Here is a 19,576-nt window from a genome sequence, read left to right on the forward strand (position 1 = left end):
ATTCGGTGTGTGGATGCGTAATCTACACACCTTTTTTTCTTAAGTGAAATAACACGATGCCTTTCTTCGATACACATACCCATCTTGATTATCTTCATCATGATACTGGTGAGCCATTAGCTCAGCTGGTGGATAACGCTAAGCAAGCTGATGTGCAGAAAATCTTGATTGTGGCGGTAAAAGAGTCGGATTTTAAAACGATCCAAAATATGACCGTACTTTTTCCTGAGCATCTTTATTGTGGACTTGGATTACATCCTCTTTATATCAAAGAGCATCAAGAGCATGATTTAGAGATATTGGATGCGGCATTATCCGTTCGTAATCAAAATTGTACAGCCGTAGCAGAAATAGGCTTAGAATGTGCGATTCCAGATTTATTAACGGATGAATTATGGCAAAAGCAGCAGCACTTTTTGGAAAGTCAGCTTTATTTAGCGAAGAAATACAATCTGTCGATCAATTTACATAGTCGTAAATCCCACGAGCAATTATTCCGCTTTTTGAAACAGGCTAATTTGACAAAATGTGGTGTGGTGCATGGTTTTTCAGGAAGTTACGATCAAGCAAAACGATTTGTGGATTTAGGCTATAAAATTGGCGTAGGCGGCACTATTACTTATGAACGCGCGAATAAAACGCGCCAAGCGATTGCGAAGTTGCCATTAGAGGCGTTGGTGTTAGAAACGGATACACCAGATATGCCGGTGTTTGGTTTTCAAGGACAACCTAATCGACCAGAACGGATTGTTCACACCTTTGAGGCGTTATGTCGTTTAAGAAGCGAAAATGCTGAAGTGATTAAAGAAACGGCTTGGCAGAATAGCTTAACCTTATTCGGTTAAACCTTAAAACGATAAATCACTTGATTGGCTGAACCACGCCAAACTAAGCTTGGGTCAGCCTGTTCTTGTATAAATTTTCCATCAATGAGCACGTCAATATAAGGCAACATTTGACGTTGATAATCATCAAGTTCGTCGAGTTTATATCCCGTCCACACCCAAATGTCCTTATCGGGGCATTCTTTTTTTACCCGTTTTACAAAAGGAAGTAAAGCTTCAACATTACGAGGATGCATCGGATCCCCACCTGAAAGCGTGAGCCCTTGACGTTTAATGCGCGTATCTTTTAAATCATTGATAATCTGTTGTTCCATCGCTTCATCAAATAATACGCCATTATCAAAAGACCAGCTCTTTTGATTGTAGCAACCACGGCAACCATGCGTACAACCGCTAACGAAAAGGGTACAACGGGTGCCTTCGCCATTTACAACATCAGTAGGGTAGTATTGGAGATAGTTCATGGTTTTTGCCTTAAAAGTGCGGTTGATTTTCTCGTCAAATTCACCGAATTGATAAATTAACCTTTGCAATACCGAGCCAATTCTTGCATAATAGCCCACCTAATCGCATTGCGATATCAATGGAAATCTTCTCGGTCTCTCGCAACGGTGTCCGGTTTACTCGGTCAGGTTCGGAAGAAAGCAGCCAAAGTCGGAATTTCTGTGTGCCGAGAATAAGCTGGGAAGATTTCCACCCAACTTATCCTTTCTTATTTTACACTCGCTCTACTAATTGTTTGAAGAAACCTTTTTCTAATTGCAATAATTCTGCATAAGTGCCTTTTTCAATTAGCTTCGCTTCATCAATCACACAAAGTTCATCAAATTGCTCAATCGCCGTTAAGCGGTGAGTCACCATAATTAAGGTTTTATTTTCAGCATGGGCAAGAATTAAACGCAGAATTTGGCGTTCAGTTTCGCGGTCTAAACCTTCAGTTGGCTCATCTAATAATAAAATTGGCGCATCATTAAGCAAAATACGCGCTAAGCCTAAACGACGCTGTTCTCCACCAGATAGTGGACGACCGCCATCACCTAACCAAATATCTAAGCCTTGTTCTTGTTCCAACAATTTGCCTAAACCAACTTGATTTAACACCTCGATCATTTTTTCATCAGGAATATTGACCGCACTTGCGAATTGCAGATTTTGACGAAGTGTATCGCTAAATACATGAACACGTTGCGTTAAAAAGCAGAATTGGCTGCGTAATGTATTTTCTGCATAATCAGCAATTGGCTTGCCAGCAAGGAATAATTCTCCTTGATTGGCATCATAATTACGCACTAAAAGCTGTAATAGCGTAGATTTTCCGCTACCTGTTTTACCTAAAATTGCGACTTTTTTACCTTTTTGAATGGTTAAATTCAAATTTTCTAAAGCACGATTTTGACGTTCAGGATAAGTGAAAGAAAGATCTTTCGCTTCAATTAATGTTGTGGCGTTTTGATCGAACTCTGCTTTGCCATTAAAGGTCACTAATGGTTGCTGTTCGATAATGTCAGTTACACGTTCAGCTGAAGCAATTACTTGCCCGATATGTAAGAATGCCGAGCCTAATGGCATTAAGATTTCAAATGAAGCTAAAGCAGCAAAAGTGAAAAGCGCAATAAACGCCATACGGTATTCATCGTTACCAAACTCAGCTTGTGAGCTAAACCACAACATTGCGGCAATAATCAAACCATTTAAGAAGAGTGAAAGAGCGGTTGAAAATCCACTTAAATTGGCTTCTTTTTGCTGGTCTGCTTGCCAGTTAGCCTCAGTTTTAGCCATGGTATCTTTCAATTTATCTTCGGCATTAAAGAGCAATAATTCCGCTTGAGCTTGAATAAACTCTAAGAATTGCGTGCGATAAAGTGCACGTGAATGCACGAGTTTGTCACCAAATCTTTTACCAAGTTGGTAGAAAATGGTTGGAATAACCAATACCAATAAAAGTAGGCTCACACCTAGACCTAAGGCTAAAGGTACATTGACGAAACTTAGACCAATGCACATAGCTAGAATCACAAAAATAGCCGTAATAAAAGGCGCAATTAAGCGAAGATAGAGACTATCCAGGGTATCTACATCAGACACTAAGCGGTTTAATAAATCGCTGTTACGATAACGATTTAACACCGCAGGGCTTAAGGGGATAATCTTCTCAAAAACTTGTACCCGTAATTTAGCCAAGATGCGGAAAGTCGCATCGTGAGTGACCAACTTTTCGAAATAGCGGAAAAGGGTGCGACTGATGGCAAGTCCACGTACAGAAGCAGATGGATAGAAGAAATTAAATAACGTGCCAAGACCTGCAATTGCTGTTGCCGCTAAAAACCAACCTGAAGTAGTTAGCAAGCCAATACTGGATGCGAGGCCAGTGATCATTAAAACCAAGCCTAAAAATAAAGGCAACTTGGCGAATTTAAATAAACGTAAAAAGGGAAGTAAGGCACGCATTATTGAATATCCTCTTTTCGTTGAGCCAATAATTCGGCAAAGAAGCCTTGATCTTTTAATTGGTTGAAATGGCCTTGTTGAACAATTTCACCTTCTTGCATCACTAAAATGTTGTCGCATTGTTTTAGATCTTCAATACGGTGTGTGATCATTAAGGTGGTTTGGTTATGGCTCATTTCTGCAAGGGCAGCAAGTACCAGATTTTCAGACTGAGCATCAAGGCTAGCCGTTGGCTCATCGAGTAATAATAAATTGCCTTTGCGTAGTAAAGCGCGTGCGATAGCTAAGCGTTGAGCTTGACCTACGGATACTCCAATCCCACCATCTTTAATTTCGCTCTCCAAGCCTAATTTCTCGGTAAACTCTTTCGCTTGCGCAGAAATCAAGGCTTGCTCAATTTGCTCTTCAGTTGCTTGAATATCGCCTAAAAGCAGGTTTTCTTTGATGCTACCTTGTAGCAGTAATGGGTTTTGACCTACCCACGCAATTTGTTTACGCCAGTCGCTTAAACGGCTTTGATTAAGTTCCACACCGTTAATTTTTAATCTGCCTTCATAAGGTAAGAAACCGAGTAATACATTGATTAAAGAGGTTTTTCCTGCACCACTTTGGCCCACAAGGGCAATATGGCTTTCTTTCGGAATATGGAATGAAAGAGGCTTCGTTAATGGTTGACCTTGTGGAGAAAGCGCCACTAAATTTTCAGCCTGAATTTCGACCGCACTTTGTGCTGGAATTTGTTCATTGCCTTGATGTGCAATTAAATAATCTGTTTCTAAGAAATCGACAATAGCATCAGCAGCACCAATACCTGCTGCACGATCGTGGTAGTAAGTCCCAAGATCACGCAATGGTTGATAAAACTCTGGTGCCAGAATTAAGCAGAAAAAGCCGGTAAATAAGGTCAGCGTGGTGCCATAAGTACCAAATTCGACTTGACCTAAATAGCTAAAACCAAAATACACCGCCATTAAAGCAATGGAAATGGAGGTGAAAAACTCTAACACGGCAGAAGAGAGAAACGCCATTTTAAGTACAGTCATGGTCGTTTCACGGAAGTCTTCTGTTGTATTTTCAATATGTTGAGTTTGTTCTGAAGTGCGGTTGAAAAGACGCAAGGTTTCTAAACCACGTAAGCGATCCAAAAATTGAGCACTTAAGCGAGAAAGGGTAGCCATATTTTTTTGGCTGCTATCTGCTGCCGCAATCCCTACCAGAATCATAAAAATAGGCACAAGCGGTGCAGTGACCATCAAAATCAATCCAGCCGCCCAGTTGAGTGGGAATACAGCAATTAAAATCACCATTGGTACAATGGCAGACAAACTTTGTTGTGGTAAGAAACGCGCATAGAAGTTATGCAGATTTTCCACTTGTTCAAGCATAATGCTTGCCCAACTACCGGCTGGTTTATTATTGATAGTTGCAGGACCAACTTGATGGATTTTGTCTAAGATCTTTTGGCGCATATGGTTGCGTAGTAATCGACCTGCTTTAAAGCCAATTTTTTCGCGTAGCCATAAAATGACCGCACGCAAAGCAAAAGTAATGATTAATGCAATAAAATAGGGAACCAGTTCAGCGCGATCGACATGTTGCATAATGAGCTTGTCGAGCAATGTCGCAAGAAAATAGGTTTGAGCCACCAGAATTAAGGATGACAGTGTGGCAAGGGCAATATTGGTGCGCATTAATTTTTTAACAGGTTGTTGCTGCGCACGAAGCCATTTTTGTAAATATTTTTGGCGAAGTTTATCCATTGTTTTTATTTATCCTAGGATAGGATCAGTTGGATGGAGGATTAAAAAATCTACCTTTGAAAAATAATAGGTGCGTGAAACCTTGTTTTACGCACCTTACATGAGAATTTAGCGCACTTATTCTTGTGCATCTAAATAACGTTCAGCATCTAATGCAGCCATACAGCCTGTACCTGCTGAAGTAATGGCTTGACGATAGTTATGATCCATCACATCACCTGCAGCAAATACGCCTTCTACAGAGGTCGCTGTAGCATTGCCTTCAAGACCTGATTTAACCACAATATAACCATTATTAAGTTCAAGCTGACCTTGGAAGATTTCAGTGTTTGGTGCATGACCGATAGCAATAAATAAACCGTCTAATTTCACGTCTTCTTTTTCGCCAGTTTTCACGTTTTCTAAACGTACACCAGTTACGCCCATGTTATCGCCTAACACTTCATTCAAAGTGCGGTCAGTATGAAGCACGATTTTGCCTTCTTCGACTTTTTTGTATAAGCGATCGATTAAGATTTTTTCCGCACGGAAGCTATCGCGACGGTGGATTAAGTGCACTTCAGAAGCAATATTAGCTAAATAAAGCGCTTCTTCAACCGCGGTATTTCCGCCACCCACAACAGCAACCGGTTTATTGCGATAGAAGAAACCATCACAGGTTGCACAAGCAGAAACACCACGGCCTTTATAAGCGGTTTCAGATTCTAATCCGATATAACGTGCTGATGCGCCTGTTGCGATGATTAATGCATCACAAGTAAAGGTTTGCATATCGCCATAAAGTTTGAATGGGCGAGAAGATAAATCGACTTTATTGATATGATCAAACACGATTTCTGTTTCAAATTTTTCAGCATGTTGCAACATACGTTGCATTAAACCTGGACCCGTGGTCATTTCAAAATCACCTGGCCAGTTTTCAATTTCATCCGTGGTAGTAAGTTGCCCGCCTTGTTGAAGACCGGTCACTAAAACAGGTTTTAAGTTTGCACGTGCGGCATAAATAGCGGCGGTATAACCTGCAGGGCCTGAACCTAAAATTAATAATTTGCTGTGTTTAACGTCTGACATAAAGAATCCTTTGTTTATAAAATAAAGCATGAGGCTTTTGGAATTCGTTCATTATAAAGCCTTCATGCATAAAAAAATAGTTGATCGTATTAGTAAAGCAATGAATACAGCAATCGGCGATATTTATTGGTGATAGGATCCGCATTGCCAATGGCTGATAAAATAGATAAAAACTGTTGTTTTACTTCACCATTTTCCGCAGAAAGATCTTGTTTAAGAATGCTAAATAATAAATCCAATGCTTCTTCGTTTCGATTAGCCTGATGTAGCTGTACTGCTAATTTCAACGCAATTTCAGGCGTTGGATTTTTTGCATAATCTGCTTGTAATTGCTGAATTTCTGGCGTATCAGCGGCTTTAATTAAAAGTTCGATCTGCGCTTGTAATCCATGCCAACGGCTATCGCGATCCTGAATAGGGATTTGCGCTAAAATATCTGCCGCAGGCTCTGTTTTTTTCATGGCGATATAGGTTTCCGCATAAAGTAATGCCACATCGCTGTTTTTCTTATCAGAAAGCTCCCAGGCATCTTTCAGTAATGGAAGGGCCGAGTTGTAATCTTCTACTTGTAAAAAATCCAAGGCTTTTTGGAATTTTAAATCTTCTTCTTTTGGCAAAATCGCACTCAAACGTTGCAATAAGCTGGCTTCATCTAATGCACCAGGGAATGCATCTATTGCTTGAGCCTCTTTGAAAAGATAGGTTGTTGGTAACGCTTGAATACGAAATTGAGCAGCAATCATTTGCTCTGTTTCACAATTGACTAAGCCGAGGATAAATTGTCCTTGATGTTGTTCTGCAACACGTTGTAGGACTGTTGCAAAATCAGCTGATTCTTTATGGCTTGGCGCATAAAAGTTAATGACAAGTGGTGTTTCAACAGAACGTTGCAACGTTTCAGTAAGGTTTTGTTCGTTGAGCTCAACGAAGAAAGGTAAATCTGCCATTTTTATTCCTTGATAAATGGAAAATGATGCCTGATTTTAACAAAGTGCGGTCAGTTTTAGAAATGTTTTACAGGAAAAGAAAAGGGCAGTGTTAATCCGCCCTTATTCGCAATCTATTTTTATTCTTTTGTTTCTTCCGCTTTATCTTCTGGAAGCATAAGGTTAAGAATTAAGGCAAGTAATGAGCCTACGGTAATGCCTGAACCGAGCACTTCTTTGAAAAAGTGCGGTAATTTATCAAGCAATTCAGGACGAGTTGTCACCGCTAAGCCACAGCCAATAGAAATGGCGATGATTAAACCATTGCGTTTACTACGTGCGACTTTATCCAACATTTGAATACCCGCAGCGATAATCATCGCGAACATCATTAAGCCTGCACCGCCTAATACTGGTAATGGAATTGATACAATTAATGCACCGAATACAGGGAATAAACCGGCTAAAGCGAGAAGCACACCGGTTAGTGCAACCACGTGACGACTTGCTACGCCAGTTAAGGAAATCACGCCGATATTTTGTGAGAATGACGAGAATGGCGTGGTGGACATAATGGCGGCTAAGGCTGATCCTAAACCATCAGCTAAAACTCCGCCGCGTAAATGTCTGCCAGTGATTTCGGTTTTGGTGGCATTACCTAGGGCTAAGAAGTTACCGCTTGATTCAACGATCGTCACTAAATAGGCAATAGACATACCGATAATGCCTGAAATAGGGAAGGCTAAACCAAAGTGTAGAGGTTGTGGAATCGCGAAAGTTTGTGCTTGTTTTACGCCTTCAAAGCTTACCCAGCCCATGGCTAAACAAACGATATAACCAGTCATCATCCCAATAACGATGGCGGCTGCAGAGAAAATCCCTTTACCCCATTGCACGAGAGCGACCACGATCACTAAGACAAAGCTCGCCATCATTAAATTTTCTGGCGTCGCATAATTCGCATCACCACGTTGACCACCTGCAAACCAGTCAACCGCAACTGGAATAAGGCTTAAGCCGATCATCATGACAACAGTCCCTGTCACAAGTGGTGGGAACAATTTACGAATATATGGCATGAAGAAACTGCCGATAATCATCACTAAGGAACCAATGAGAGAAGAACCTAAAATACCAGCGATGCCATATTCACTGAAACCGATGGCAAGTGCAGCAGCAACGAAAGTAAAACTGGTCCCCATCACACTTGGTAAACGAATACCAATAGGCCCCAAGCCTTTACATTGGATAACGGTTACTACACCAGAAATTAAAAGTGCTGCATTAACTAATGTAATGGTATCTTCAGTCGGTAATTTTAAGACGTTACCAATGACCAATGGTACAGCAATAATTCCCCCTAGTGCGGCGAGTAAATGCTGTGCGGCAAGGAGTAAACTCAATCCGAAAGGTGGTTTGTCTTCCACTGTATAAAGCAGGTTGTTATTCATTTGGTTTCCCTAAGTAAAAAAATTGTGCGAATTATACGTTAATTTTTATTTTAGGCAAACGTTTGCGTAGATAAAATAAAAAAGTGCGGTTAAAAATCATCTTGTTTTTAACCGCACTTATTAGGTTTTAAAGGTTACATCCAGAAGATATAAGCGATTGTCCCGATAATTAGCATACAGGTTAAATCAATAAATTTACCCACGCGGATCATTTCGGATTGTTTAACAAAACCTGTTGAGTACACAATCGCATTCGGTGGGGTACCAACCGGCATCATAAAAGCACAAGATGCCCCTAAGCCGATAATCATCGCAAAACCAAGCGGTGGCATATTCAGTGCTTGTGCAATCGAAATAAAGATTGGAACCAGTAAAGCTGCACTGGCTGTATTTGACGTAAACTCAGTTAAGCAGACAATAAAGGCTGCAACAATTAATGCCATCACATAGTAGTGACCGCCTTCAATAATGAAGACAATACCATCTGCCATGATTTTACTTGCGCCAGACTGAGTTAATACCGAGCTTAAGGTTAAACCGCCACCGAAGAGGAACAGCACCCCCCATTCTGTATTTTCTTGCACTTGTTTCCAACTTGCGATACCCGTTACACAAATGACAATTGCTGCGGAGAGTGCAACCATACTGTCAAAGCTGCCAATAGATTTTGGCAAACCTAATGATTGAGAAATAATTGGGTTAAGGTACCCACCAAAAATCCACAGAATTGCTACAGTGATAAAAATGACCAACGTTAAAACACGTTGTTTAGTCATGTGAATTTTTTCAAATTCAGCAGCAAAATGAAGGCCTAATTTTGGTTTAAATACAATATATAACCAACCAATAATAAGCGGGAATAAAATTAACATCACTGGTGTGCCATACATTAACCAGTCAGCAAAGTCTAAATGGAGCTGTGAAGCAGCAATGGCATTAGGCGGGCTTCCCACAAGTGTTCCCATTCCACCGATGGTCGCACTATAAGCGATCCCTAAAAGCACAAATACATAAGTATTATGTTCTTCTTTTTGATCTAATTGACTCAGAATGGTCATTGAAAGCGGAATCATCATCGCTGCAGTCGCTGTATTACTCATCCACATAGATAAAAATGCGGTTGCTAAGAAAAGGTAAAGCACAGCAACAAAGAGACGACCTTTTGCTAATTGCATGATTTTATTAGAAATCATTTTGTCGATCTTTTGCACATTTAATGCGGTAGCAATCGCAAAACCACCAAAGAATAAGAAAATGGTAGGATCAGCAAAGGCAACAAGCGCCTCTCGACTATTTACCAATCCGAGTAACACAGACAAAATAGGAACAAATAGCGCCGTGATAGTCACGTTTACCGCTTCTGTTAACCACAAAATAGCCACGAATGCCAATAATGCCAAGCCTTTATTGGCAGCAGGCTCAAAAGGAAGGACGTTTAATAAAACAAAAAAGAGAATCACATCAGCAAGGAATACTACTGCATTTTTATTCAAAGCTTTAGATTGCGAGTCCGTAATAGGGGTTTGTTGCATATATTTTTTTCCTATATATTTTTTCTATATATTTTAAGAAGTTGGCGATTCTAGCATAAGTGCGTTTAATCAGAAAATAGGGAGGTACTAAAAATTGATTAGTATTAAAGCAAAGAGCGGTCAAAATCAGATATTTTTGACCGCTCTTTATTCGTGGAATATTTGTTTAACGGGATAAAATCACTTTCACTTGCTTTTGTAATGTTGGTACTATTTCTTGTTCAAACCACGGATTTTTCTTGAGCCAAATTTGGTTGCGTGGAGAAGGATGAACGAGCGGGAGAAAGTGAGGGAGAAAATCACGGAAATGGTGAACCGTTTCAGTCACATTAAGCTCGTTTTCTGGTAAATAATATTTTTGTGCATATTGTCCAATGAGAATCGTCAACTCAATATTGGGTAGATTAGCGAGAATTGCTGGATGCCATTTTTCCGCAAAACCTTTGCGCGGTGGTAAATCACCGGATTTTCCTTTGCCAGGGTAATAAAAATCCATCGGGATGACAGCAAACATACCAGAATGATAAAAGGTATCGCGATCCACACCTAGCCATTCACGTAGGCGATCACCGCTTTTATCATTCCAATATAAACGACTTTCTTGCGCTTTAATTCCGGGGGCTTGTCCGACAATATTAATACGAGCCGTGGTTGGTGCGGCAAAAAGCGGTTCAATGCCTTGTGAAGTAAAAGATTGATTGTCGGGATCTTGCATAATGGATTGCGTAATTTGTGTAAGTGTTGGCATGGTACTTCCTTATTTATTGAAATAAAAATAGCTCACTTTTGATGAGCTATTTTATCATAATCAATGTTGTGACGTTATAGGTGTTTCACTCGACGTTTTACTTCTTCCTGTTTGCCCGCATTGAATGGACGAGCATCAGGACTGCCGAGATAACCACAAACCCGTCGGGTTACGGAGACTTTTGCACTGTCATGGTTGCCACATTTCGGACAAACAAAACCTTTACTTGTACAATTAAATTCTCCTGTGAAACCACATTCGTAACATTCATCAATTGGCGTGTTGGTGCCGTAATAAGGCACGCGATCATAGCTATAATCCCATACATCTTCGAGTGCTTTCAGGTTATGTTGAATGTTAGGGTATTCGCCATAACAAATGAAGCCACCACTTGCTAATTCAGGATAAGGCATTTCAAAGTCTAATTTATCGTATGGATTTACTTTTTTCTCTACATCTAAGTGATAGCTGTTAGTGTAGTAACCTTTATCGGTAACACCTTCAATGACACCAAATTGTTTGGTATCTAAACGACAGAAGCGATCGCACAAGTTTTCACTTGGTGTGGAATAAAGACTAAATGCATAGCCGGTTTCTTTCTGCCATTGTTTTACCGCTTCGCTTAAACGACGCACAATCGCGATGCCTTTTTCACGTAGTTGTTCATCGTCAAAAATATGTCCTTTTTTATACAGCGCATTGATGGTTTCGTGAATGCCAATATAGCCTAAAGAAATTGATGCTCGGCCATTTTTGAAAATATCGGCAACGTTATCATCAGCTTTTAATCGAACACCGCAAGCACCTTCCATATAAAGAATTGGCGCGACACGGGCTTTGGTATTTTCTAAGCGAGCAATACGGGTAAGCAAGGCTTTCTTGGCTAGGGCTAAGCGTTCATCTAAAGTGCGGTAGAATTTTTCTTCATTTCCTTGTGCTTCAAGAGCAATGCGAGGAAGGTTCAAACTCACCACACCTAAATTATTGCGACCATCATGCACTTCATGACCGTTTTCTTCATAAGCACCCAAGAAGCTACGACAACCCATTGGGGCTTTGAATGAGCCAGTGACTTTAACCACTTGATCATAGTTTAAAATATCTGGATACATGCGTTTTGAAGCACATTCTAATGCCAGTTTTTTAATATCATAGTTTGAATCTTGTTCGTTTTGGTTCACGCCTTTTTTAATGGTAAAGACCAGCTTAGGGAAGACCGGTGTTTTATGATTTTTACCCAAACCACGAATACGATTTTTTAAAATTGATTGCTGAATTAAACGTTCTTGCCAACTTGTGCCTAGGCCAAAACCAAAGGTAACAAACGGCGTTTGACCATTGGACGTATGGAGCGTGTTAACTTCATATTCAAGGGATTGAAACGCATCAAAACATTCTTTTTCGATTAGCGCTTTGGCATAACCTTCCGCATCCGGAATTTGCCATTGTGCAGCGTTTTTCAAATGTTTTTCAAAACTGAGTTGAACATAAGGCGCAAGCACTTCATCAATGCGATTAATGGTTGTACCGCCATAAATATGGCTGGCTACTTGAGCAATAATTTGTGCAGTAACCGCTGTTGCTGTGCCGATAGATTTAGGCGGTTCAATTTCAGCATTACCCATTTTAAAGCCATGCGAAAGCATGCCTTTTAGATCAACCAGCATACAGTTAAACATCGGGAAAAATGGCGCGTAATCTAAGTCGTGATAGTGGATTTCACCTTTTTCATGGGCTTCAACAACATCTCTTGGCAGAATGTGACGTTTGGCATAATGTTTGGCCACAATACCTGCCAGTAAATCACGCTGGGTCGGGATCACTTTTGCATCTTTATTCGCGTTTTCATTGAGTAATTCCACGTTGCTTTGTTCAATCAGACCTTCAATTTCTTTGGTTAATTGGCTGCGTTTTTCACGAGCAAGGTCGCGATCGTGACGATATTCAATATAAGCACGTGCAATTTGTGGATACTTGCTTGTCATTAAGTGATCTTCAACGATTTTTTGAATCTGGTTGATATCAATTTCATGCTGATAGTGACTAAAAATCTCGGTATTAGTTCGCTGACTCAGCTCATGGATATAAATTTCATCAACAATATTGACCGCACTTGCCGCTTTTCTGATTGCATTAGTAATACGTTGTAGGTCAAACCCAATTCGTGAACCATCACGCTTAATCACGAAGAAAGCATTCATTTTATGACTCCTATATAGGCTAACTTTAAAAAAAACGAAAGCACTATATATAGTTTTATTTAATAGATCAATACACAATATGTAGTGTTATTTTATGTTTTTTGATGCTTAAAATTGTGGAGTGACCTTGCTAAATCTGGAAATCAAGAGAGTTTTTATTGAGAATTATTCTCAAATTATTTTTTAATAAATTTGATCTATGTCAAGATTTTTGGCAATAAAAAAACGGACGAAAAATCGTCCGCTCTTTAAGTCATAGAAAAGAAATTAAGCTGCAACCATTACCATGGCTGGGCGAATCACTCGACCATTTAAGGTATAACCTTTTTGTAAAACGGTGGTGATTTGATTAGTTGTAAAGCCTTCTGCTGGTTGCATAGAGATAGCTTGGTGAAGATCCGGATTAAAGGTATCACCTACTGCACCAACAGGCTCGACACCAAAGCGAGAAACTGTTGAGAGTAACTCTTTTAAAGTCAGCTCGACGCCATCGAATAAGGCTTTGATGTTTTCATCTTCCTTATTGGCAGGCGTTGCAAGCGCACGCTCTAAGTTATCAATGGTATTTAAAATGTCTTTTGAGAATTTTTCGAGCGCAAATTTATGTGCTTTTTCGATGTCTTGTTCACTACGACGACGCATATTATCAATTTCAGCACGCGTACGGAGCAATAAATCTTGCTCTTTTTTAGAGGTTTCTTCTACTTGTGCTTTTAATTGTTCTTCAAGTTCTTGTACGCGAGCGATCGCTTCTTCTAACGGATCTTCCGTTGCGGTGGTTTCTTGCTGAACTTCTTCAACAAGTTCTTCATTTTCATTTAAGTTTTGTGCTTGTTCTGACATCTTTTTCTCCATTTATCAAAAATTAGTGCTATTTTAGCAAAACTGAATTGCTATGTAATATAATGGCTAAAATTTTAAATTCAAGTGCGGTCAGAAATCGATGAGTTTGCACTTGGGAGCAATCATAGTTATGGATGAATTAGTCAAGTCATTTAAAACCATCGCCTTGATGGGAAAACCACGTCGCGACATTAATTTGCAAATGCATAAAAACTTGTATCAATGGCTGAAAGAGCGAGGATATCAAGTTTTAGTCGAAAAAGAGGTGGGTGAAAAATTCGGTTTACCGGAAGAGGTGTTAGCAACGGTTGAAGAAATTGGAGAGCAAGCTCAACTCGTGATTGTAATCGGTGGTGATGGCAATATGCTAGGGCGTGCTCGCATTTTGGCTAAATATAATATTCCAATGATTGGTATTAACCGAGGCAACTTAGGCTTTTTGACCGATATTGACCCGAAAAATGCTTATGCACAGCTCGAAGCGTGTTTAGAACATGGTGAGTTTTTTGTGGAAGAGCGTTTTTTATTGGAAGCTAAAATTGAACGAAACGGCGAAATTATCTCCAGTAGCAATGCCGTAAATGAGGCGGTGATTCATCCGGCTAAAATTGCGCACATGATTGATTTCCATGTTTACATCAATGATAAATTCGCCTTTTCTCAACGTTCAGATGGTTTGATTGTTTCCACTCCCACGGGTTCAACCGCTTATTCGCTTTCCGCTGGCGGCCCGATTTTAACGCCAAATTTAAATGCGATTGCCCTTGTGCCGATGTTCCCACACACACTTTCTTCTCGACCATTAGTGATTGATGGAGACAGTAAAATTTCAATTCGTTTTGCGGAACATAATACTTCACAGTTGGAATTAGGCTGTGATAGTCAAATTGCGCTAGATTTTTCTCCTGATGATATCGTTCATATTGAAAAAAGCCCGCATAAACTGCGCCTATTACACCTGAAAAATTATAATTATTACAATGTATTAAGTACAAAATTAGGGTGGCTTAAAAATTTCTAATCTAAAAAGTTAAAAATCTCTTTACTGTATATTGCAACAGTTATAATATATGGATATACAGTTAAGGAGATTTTTTTATGTTAACCCAACTTACCATCAATAATTTTGCGATTGTTCGTCAATTAGAGATTGAATTAGCGAAAGGAATGTCTGTGATCACGGGGGAAACTGGCGCAGGAAAATCCATTGCTATTGATGCGTTGGGGTTATGCTTAGGGCAACGTATTGAAACGTCTATGGTTCGAGAAGGGCAGGAAAGAGCCGAAATCTGCGCCACCTTTTTTATTGAACCAACGAACCCCGCTTATCAATGGTTGCAAGAGCAAGAATTGCAAGATCCTGATAATCCCTCTGATTGTATTTTACGCCGTGTCATTAATGCAGATGGGCGTTCTAAAGCCTTTATTAATAGCACGCCAGTATCGGCTTCCCAATTAAAAGAAATTGGACAATATCTTATTCATATTAATGGACAGCACGCTTCACAATTATTATTGAAAAATGACTACCAACTTCAGTTGGTGGATACATTTGCACATCACCATGATTTGCTCGCACAAATGCGAGAAGATTATCGCGCGTGGAAAAATCTTCAAACGCAAGTTAAAACCTTTCAACAAAAAGTTGCTGAAAATGAAGCGAAGAAACAGCTTTTACAATATCAGGTAGAGGAGTTGGATGAGTTTGCCCTTCGGCCAAATGAATATTTGGAATTGGAAGAGGATCAACGTCGTCTATCAAATAGCGAACAGCTGACACAGTTATCACAATCAGCCTTACAGCTACTCAGTGAAAATGAGACGGTGAGTATCGATTCGATGCTTTATCGTGCGACACAGTACATTGATGAATTAAGCGAATTAGATCCTCGCTATGCTTCCGTTCAAACAATGTTGAATGATGCACTTATTCAAGTGCAAGAGGCGACAAGTGAAGTGCAGCATCTTGCTTCTCATATTGAGCAAGATCCGATGTTATTACAAGAGATTGAGCAACGTTTAGGGCAAGCTTTACAACTTGCACGTAAGCACAATGTGAAACCAGAAGAATTGGTGGATTGGCATCAAAAATTAAAAGCAGAATTGACCGCACTTTTAGATTTTTCAGAAAGTGAAGAACGCCTGATTTTAGAAGAAAAAGCTGCCTTTGAGAAAATGCAACATACGGCAAAACAATTACATGAAAGTCGTTGCCAAGCTGCAGGAAAATTAGCACAGCAGGTTACACATTCTATCAAAGGGCTTGCAATGGAGAATGCCGAGTTTTTCATTGAAGTGAATTCGGATTTAACTAAAGTTGCGTCAAATGGGGCAGATAATATCGTCTTTACTTTACGTAGTAATTTAGGACAACAAGCACAACCATTAGCAAAAGTGGCATCTGGTGGTGAGCTTTCTCGCATTTCATTAGTGATCCAAGTCTTAACGTCCGATCAATCGGCGATTCCGACGTTAATTTTTGATGAAGTTGATGTTGGCATTAGCGGTAAAACGGCGAGTGTAGTGGGTAAATTGTTGCGTCAATTAGGCGATAAGTGCCAAGTACTGTGTGTGACCCATTTACCACAAGTGGCGTGTCATGGGCATCATCAATTTAATGTTGAGAAATTTACCGTTGATGATAAAACAGAAACCAAAATGACCGCACTTTCTCAAGAAGAACGCGTTCCTGCTCTTGCAAGATTACTCGGTGGCAGTGAAATTACTGAGCTTGCCTTGGCGAATGCGCAAGAAATGTTGGATTTAGTGAAGTAAAATCAGGTAAATAAATGGGCGCTTGTCGCCCATTTAATGCATTAATGAGCTGAATTCTGTCGTTAAAGCTTAGGTTCTTCTTGTCACATTTCAAAAATACTTGATAGGAATGCTTGCTTATTAGTCAAAAAAGCGTATTATAGCCGTCTATACGTCAATACATCCAAAAGAAGAGAACTTATGTCTAGCTATTTATTTACTTCTGAATCGGTTTCAGAAGGACATCCAGATAAGATTGCCGATCAAATTTCTGATGCGGTACTTGATGAAATTTTAAAACAAGATCCTAAAGCTCGTGTGGCTTGCGAAACCTATGTAAAAACAGGGATGGCGTTAGTCGGTGGGGAAATTACGACATCAGCATGGGTTGATATTGAAAATCTCACTCGCCAGGTCATTTGTGATATTGGTTACAAGCACTCAGAGATGGGTTTTGATGGCAATTCTTGTGCGGTATTAAATGCGATTGGTAAGCAATCATCTGATATTAACCAAGGTGTAGATCGTGAGAATCCATTAGACCAAGGCGCGGGTGACCAAGGGATTATGTTTGGTTATGCGACAAATGAAACGGAAGTCTTGATGCCTGCGGCAATCACTTATGCGCATCGTTTAATGGAAAAACAAGCAGAAGTGCGTAAAAGTGGCAAATTAGCCTGGTTACGCCCTGATGCGAAAAGCCAAGTTACTTTAAAATACGAAGATAACAAAATCGTGGGTGTGGATGCAGTCGTCCTTTCTACACAACACAGTGAAGAAGTGTCACAAAAAGAAATTTACGAAGGTGTGATGGAAGAAATCATCAAGCCAATTTTGCCAAGTGAATGGTTATCTCAACAAACAAAATATTTCATCAACCCAACCGGCCGTTTTGTGATTGGCGGGCCTATGGGCGATTGTGGCTTAACAGGTCGTAAAATCATTGTCGATACATATGGTGGCGCAGCTCGTCATGGTGGTGGTGCATTTTCTGGTAAAGATCCATCAAAAGTAGACCGTTCAGCGGCTTATGCAGCACGTTATGTGGCAAAAAATATCGTTGCGGCAGGCCTTGCAGATCGTTGTGAAATTCAACTTTCTTATGCAATTGGTGTGGCAGAGCCAACTTCTATCATGGTAGAAACCTTTGGTACAGGAAAAGTATCAAACGAAGTATTAGTTAAGTTAGTGCGTGAATTCTTTGATTTGCGTCCTTATGGTTTAATTAAAATGTTAAATTTAATTCAACCAATTTATCGCCAAACTGCTGCGTATGGACACTTCGGTCGTGAACAGTTCCCATGGGAAAAAGTAGATCGCGCTGAAGAATTACGTGCAGCAGCAGGTCTTAAATAAGTAAATTAAGTGTATATGATAAAAACCGCTAATTTAGCGGTTTTTGTTTACTTAGTATGATGATGTCATCTCAAACTCAGTTTCGGCATTTAAAAATGCAGGTGCAACGCAAGCTTGCAGAAACATTACAACTCGCTGAAAATCACTTTCAAAGGAAGTTTCCAGTCCCGACAATCAGTTATGACTTGCGAGGTGTAAAGGCAGGCGTCGCATACTTGCAGAAAAATGAGATTAAATTTAACCGCACTTTGCTACTTGAGAACTCAGATGAATTTATTCGTCAGGTTGTTCCCCATGAATTAGCCCATCTTATTGTGTATCAAGTATTTGGTCGAGTGAAACCGCATGGACAGGAATGGCAAGCGGTGATGACTCAGTTATTTAATCTTCCAGCTGATACTTGTCATCAATTTGATGTAGAGAATGTGCAAGGCAAAATGTTTGCTTATCAATGTGAATGTCAGACCCATTACTTAACTATTCGTCGGCATAATCGTATTCAACGAGATAAAATTGCCTATTTATGTCGAAAATGTCAGGGAAAATTGGTTTTTCATAGTGAAAATTCATAAGCAGTGTGGTATATTTCTAGTGTTTTCAATCAAATAACAGGGGTTATCCAATGAAAAAATCATTATTAGCTATCGTTGTCGGTGCATTAGCGGTTGCTTCAACTGCAAATGCAGGTTTATATGCGGAAGGTGATCTTGGCCTTTCAAGAACTAAATTAAGCAATGGTGGTTCAAGCAAAACTAAAATTGAACCTCGTGTTGCAGTGGGTTACAAATTAGGTAATGTGCGTGTAGCAGGTGATTATACTCATCACGGTAAATTCCAAGGTACTCAGGTTCAAGGTTTAGGTGCGACAGTATTCTATGACTTCGATACCAACTCTCAAATTGAACCTTATGTTGGTGCTCGTCTTGCGGCTAACCGTTTCAAATTTGAAGACCGTGCAGAACAACGCTATAAAAGTTCTTCTGAAACCAAAGTGGGTTATGGTGTAGTTGCGGGTGCTAAATATAAATTAGCAGACAAAGTGTATGCAAACGGTGGTTTAGAATATAACCGTTTAGGTAGCTTTGACGATACTAAAGTGAATAACTATGGCGCTAAAGTGGGCGTAGGTTACGAATTCTAATTTCCCTTTTGAAAAGTGCGGTTGATTTTCACCGCACTTTTTCTTTTGGATGTATAAGTTTGTATAGGTTAATCTATTTGTGATTAATTCATGTAGCAGTTAAAATCCTCGTTCTAAATGAAATCGAGGATTTTTTATTTTTAGAGGTGAGAATATGATTATCGTTTATGGCATTAAAAACTGCGATACGGTGAAAAAAGCATTGAAGTGGCTAGCTGAACATAATATTGAACATAAATTGCATGATTACCGTGTAGATGGATTAGATACTCAATTCTTACAACAAGCAGAAGCCCAATTTGGTTGGGAAAATTTAGTCAATAAACGTAGTACGACTTGGCGTAATCTTGATGAAAATGTGAAAAATACACTCTCGAAATCTACCGCACTTTCCGTATTAGCTGAAAATCCAACGTTAATCAAACGCCCGATTATTTTGCAAGATGGTAAGGCATTGATTGGCTTCGACGAAAAAGAATATATTGCAGCATTTGCTTAAA

Annotated in this window: 17 protein-coding genes and 1 other RNA gene; 8 read left to right on the forward strand and 10 right to left on the reverse strand. The window is 39.7% G+C overall.

The features are described from left to right. Positions 1 to 56: 56 nt before the first annotated feature. A complete protein-coding gene (locus INP93_RS05855) occupies positions 57 to 845 on the forward strand; it encodes a TatD family hydrolase (RefSeq protein ID WP_197544387.1) in 789 nt (262 codons plus the stop codon). On the opposite strand, the gene nrdG is transcribed toward INP93_RS05855, so the two are convergent. Then, the gene (gene nrdG / locus INP93_RS05860; protein ID WP_111328542.1) at positions 842 to 1,309 is read right to left on the reverse strand and encodes an anaerobic ribonucleoside-triphosphate reductase-activating protein; all 468 of its coding nucleotides are present in this window, start codon (positions 1,307 to 1,309) and stop codon (positions 842 to 844) included. The genes INP93_RS05855 and nrdG overlap by 4 nt on opposite strands. A gap of 128 nt (positions 1,310 to 1,437) precedes the next feature. Here nrdG and ffs point away from each other — a divergent pair. Then, positions 1,438 to 1,536, forward strand: an RNA gene (ffs, locus tag INP93_RS05865) — signal recognition particle sRNA small type. A gap of 26 nt (positions 1,537 to 1,562) precedes the next feature. Here the strand turns inward: ffs and cydC are convergent. The 9 genes from cydC to grpE all read right to left on the reverse strand — a co-directional run bounded on the left by cydC (position 1,563) and on the right by grpE (position 13,825). Then, positions 1,563 to 3,293, reverse strand: a complete 1,731-nt coding sequence (gene cydC / locus INP93_RS05870; RefSeq protein ID WP_197544388.1) for a heme ABC transporter ATP-binding protein/permease CydC — start codon at positions 3,291 to 3,293, stop codon at positions 1,563 to 1,565. Next, positions 3,293 to 5,053, reverse strand: a complete 1,761-nt coding sequence (gene cydD / locus INP93_RS05875) for a heme ABC transporter permease/ATP-binding protein CydD (protein WP_197544389.1) — start codon at positions 5,051 to 5,053, stop codon at positions 3,293 to 3,295. The genes cydC and cydD overlap by 1 nt, the downstream gene beginning before the upstream one ends. 117 nt (positions 5,054 to 5,170) lie before the next feature. Beyond that, a complete protein-coding gene (gene trxB, locus INP93_RS05880) occupies positions 5,171 to 6,124 on the reverse strand; it encodes a thioredoxin-disulfide reductase (protein ID WP_005699879.1) in 954 nt (317 codons plus the stop codon). A gap of 89 nt (positions 6,125 to 6,213) precedes the next feature. After that, on the reverse strand, positions 6,214 to 7,071 hold the full coding sequence (locus INP93_RS05885; RefSeq protein WP_197544390.1) for a co-chaperone YbbN: 858 nt from the start codon (positions 7,069 to 7,071) through the stop codon (positions 6,214 to 6,216). A 119-nt stretch (positions 7,072 to 7,190) separates the two neighbouring features. Next, a complete protein-coding gene (locus INP93_RS05890; protein WP_197544391.1) occupies positions 7,191 to 8,501 on the reverse strand; it encodes a nucleobase:cation symporter-2 family protein in 1,311 nt (436 codons plus the stop codon). 134 nt (positions 8,502 to 8,635) lie between these two features. Beyond that, positions 8,636 to 10,033, reverse strand: a complete 1,398-nt coding sequence (locus INP93_RS05895; RefSeq protein WP_197544392.1) for a DASS family sodium-coupled anion symporter — start codon at positions 10,031 to 10,033, stop codon at positions 8,636 to 8,638. A 166-nt stretch (positions 10,034 to 10,199) separates the two neighbouring features. After that, positions 10,200 to 10,781, reverse strand: a complete 582-nt coding sequence (locus tag INP93_RS05900; RefSeq protein WP_197544393.1) for a uracil-DNA glycosylase family protein — start codon at positions 10,779 to 10,781, stop codon at positions 10,200 to 10,202. 74 nt (positions 10,782 to 10,855) lie between these two features. After that, complete coding sequence (gene nrdD, locus INP93_RS05905; RefSeq protein WP_197544394.1) at positions 10,856 to 12,982, reverse strand: anaerobic ribonucleoside-triphosphate reductase; 2,127 nt, start codon at positions 12,980 to 12,982, stop codon at positions 10,856 to 10,858. A 267-nt stretch (positions 12,983 to 13,249) separates the two neighbouring features. After that, on the reverse strand, positions 13,250 to 13,825 hold the full coding sequence (gene grpE / locus INP93_RS05910) for a nucleotide exchange factor GrpE (protein ID WP_014065056.1): 576 nt from the start codon (positions 13,823 to 13,825) through the stop codon (positions 13,250 to 13,252). A gap of 130 nt (positions 13,826 to 13,955) precedes the next feature. Between grpE and INP93_RS05915 the strand changes: the two genes are divergently transcribed. From INP93_RS05915 to INP93_RS05940, 6 genes are all read left to right on the forward strand, one after another. Continuing rightward, positions 13,956 to 14,846 carry an NAD(+) kinase gene (locus tag INP93_RS05915; protein ID WP_005696488.1) on the forward strand — a complete coding sequence of 297 codons (891 nt, stop codon included), beginning with the start codon at positions 13,956 to 13,958 and terminating at the stop codon, positions 14,844 to 14,846. Between the two features lie 77 nt (positions 14,847 to 14,923). Next, the gene (gene recN / locus INP93_RS05920; protein WP_197544395.1) at positions 14,924 to 16,600 is read left to right on the forward strand and encodes a DNA repair protein RecN; all 1,677 of its coding nucleotides are present in this window, start codon (positions 14,924 to 14,926) and stop codon (positions 16,598 to 16,600) included. Positions 16,601 to 16,780: 180 nt separating this feature from the next. Next, positions 16,781 to 17,935, forward strand: a complete 1,155-nt coding sequence (gene metK / locus INP93_RS05925) for a methionine adenosyltransferase (protein ID WP_005696483.1) — start codon at positions 16,781 to 16,783, stop codon at positions 17,933 to 17,935. Positions 17,936 to 17,991: 56 nt separating this feature from the next. Further along, complete coding sequence (locus INP93_RS05930; protein ID WP_197544396.1) at positions 17,992 to 18,507, forward strand: SprT family zinc-dependent metalloprotease; 516 nt, start codon at positions 17,992 to 17,994, stop codon at positions 18,505 to 18,507. A 50-nt stretch (positions 18,508 to 18,557) separates the two neighbouring features. Next, positions 18,558 to 19,076 (forward strand): opacity family porin, encoded by a 519-nt coding sequence (locus INP93_RS05935; RefSeq protein ID WP_102703778.1) that lies wholly within the window; start codon positions 18,558 to 18,560, stop codon positions 19,074 to 19,076. 154 nt (positions 19,077 to 19,230) lie between these two features. Then, positions 19,231 to 19,575, forward strand: coding sequence for an ArsC family reductase (locus INP93_RS05940; RefSeq protein ID WP_197544397.1), 345 nt, complete (start codon positions 19,231 to 19,233; stop codon positions 19,573 to 19,575). Position 19,576 lies beyond the last annotated feature (1 nt).

Source organism: Haemophilus parainfluenzae, from assembly GCF_014931415.1.
GTDB lineage: Bacteria > Pseudomonadota > Gammaproteobacteria > Enterobacterales > Pasteurellaceae > Haemophilus_D > Haemophilus_D parainfluenzae_AF.

Excerpts from the sequence above, each read along its gene's own strand:
- INP93_RS05940 (WP_197544397.1), top strand. The coding sequence starts at position 19,231 with ATGATTATCGTTTATGGCATTAAAAACTGCGATACGGTGAAAAAAGCA.
- INP93_RS05890 (WP_197544391.1), bottom strand. The coding sequence starts at position 8,501 with ATGAATAACAACCTGCTTTATACAGTGGAAGACAAACCACCTTTCGGA.
- INP93_RS05930 (WP_197544396.1), top strand. The coding sequence starts at position 17,992 with ATGATGATGTCATCTCAAACTCAGTTTCGGCATTTAAAAATGCAGGTG.
- INP93_RS05885 (WP_197544390.1), bottom strand. The coding sequence starts at position 7,071 with ATGGCAGATTTACCTTTCTTCGTTGAGCTCAACGAACAAAACCTTACT.
- metK (WP_005696483.1), top strand. The coding sequence starts at position 16,781 with ATGTCTAGCTATTTATTTACTTCTGAATCGGTTTCAGAAGGACATCCA.
- INP93_RS05900 (WP_197544393.1), bottom strand. The coding sequence starts at position 10,781 with ATGCCAACACTTACACAAATTACGCAATCCATTATGCAAGATCCCGAC.
- nrdD (WP_197544394.1), bottom strand. The coding sequence starts at position 12,982 with ATGAATGCTTTCTTCGTGATTAAGCGTGATGGTTCACGAATTGGGTTT.
- INP93_RS05855 (WP_197544387.1), top strand. The coding sequence starts at position 57 with ATGCCTTTCTTCGATACACATACCCATCTTGATTATCTTCATCATGAT.
- grpE (WP_014065056.1), bottom strand. The coding sequence starts at position 13,825 with ATGTCAGAACAAGCACAAAACTTAAATGAAAATGAAGAACTTGTTGAA.
- cydD (WP_197544389.1), bottom strand. The coding sequence starts at position 5,053 with ATGGATAAACTTCGCCAAAAATATTTACAAAAATGGCTTCGTGCGCAG.
- INP93_RS05895 (WP_197544392.1), bottom strand. The coding sequence starts at position 10,033 with ATGCAACAAACCCCTATTACGGACTCGCAATCTAAAGCTTTGAATAAA.
- INP93_RS05915 (WP_005696488.1), top strand. The coding sequence starts at position 13,956 with ATGGATGAATTAGTCAAGTCATTTAAAACCATCGCCTTGATGGGAAAA.
- cydC (WP_197544388.1), bottom strand. The coding sequence starts at position 3,293 with ATGCGTGCCTTACTTCCCTTTTTACGTTTATTTAAATTCGCCAAGTTG.
- nrdG (WP_111328542.1), bottom strand. The coding sequence starts at position 1,309 with ATGAACTATCTCCAATACTACCCTACTGATGTTGTAAATGGCGAAGGC.
- recN (WP_197544395.1), top strand. The coding sequence starts at position 14,924 with ATGTTAACCCAACTTACCATCAATAATTTTGCGATTGTTCGTCAATTA.
- trxB (WP_005699879.1), bottom strand. The coding sequence starts at position 6,124 with ATGTCAGACGTTAAACACAGCAAATTATTAATTTTAGGTTCAGGCCCT.
- INP93_RS05935 (WP_102703778.1), top strand. The coding sequence starts at position 18,558 with ATGAAAAAATCATTATTAGCTATCGTTGTCGGTGCATTAGCGGTTGCT.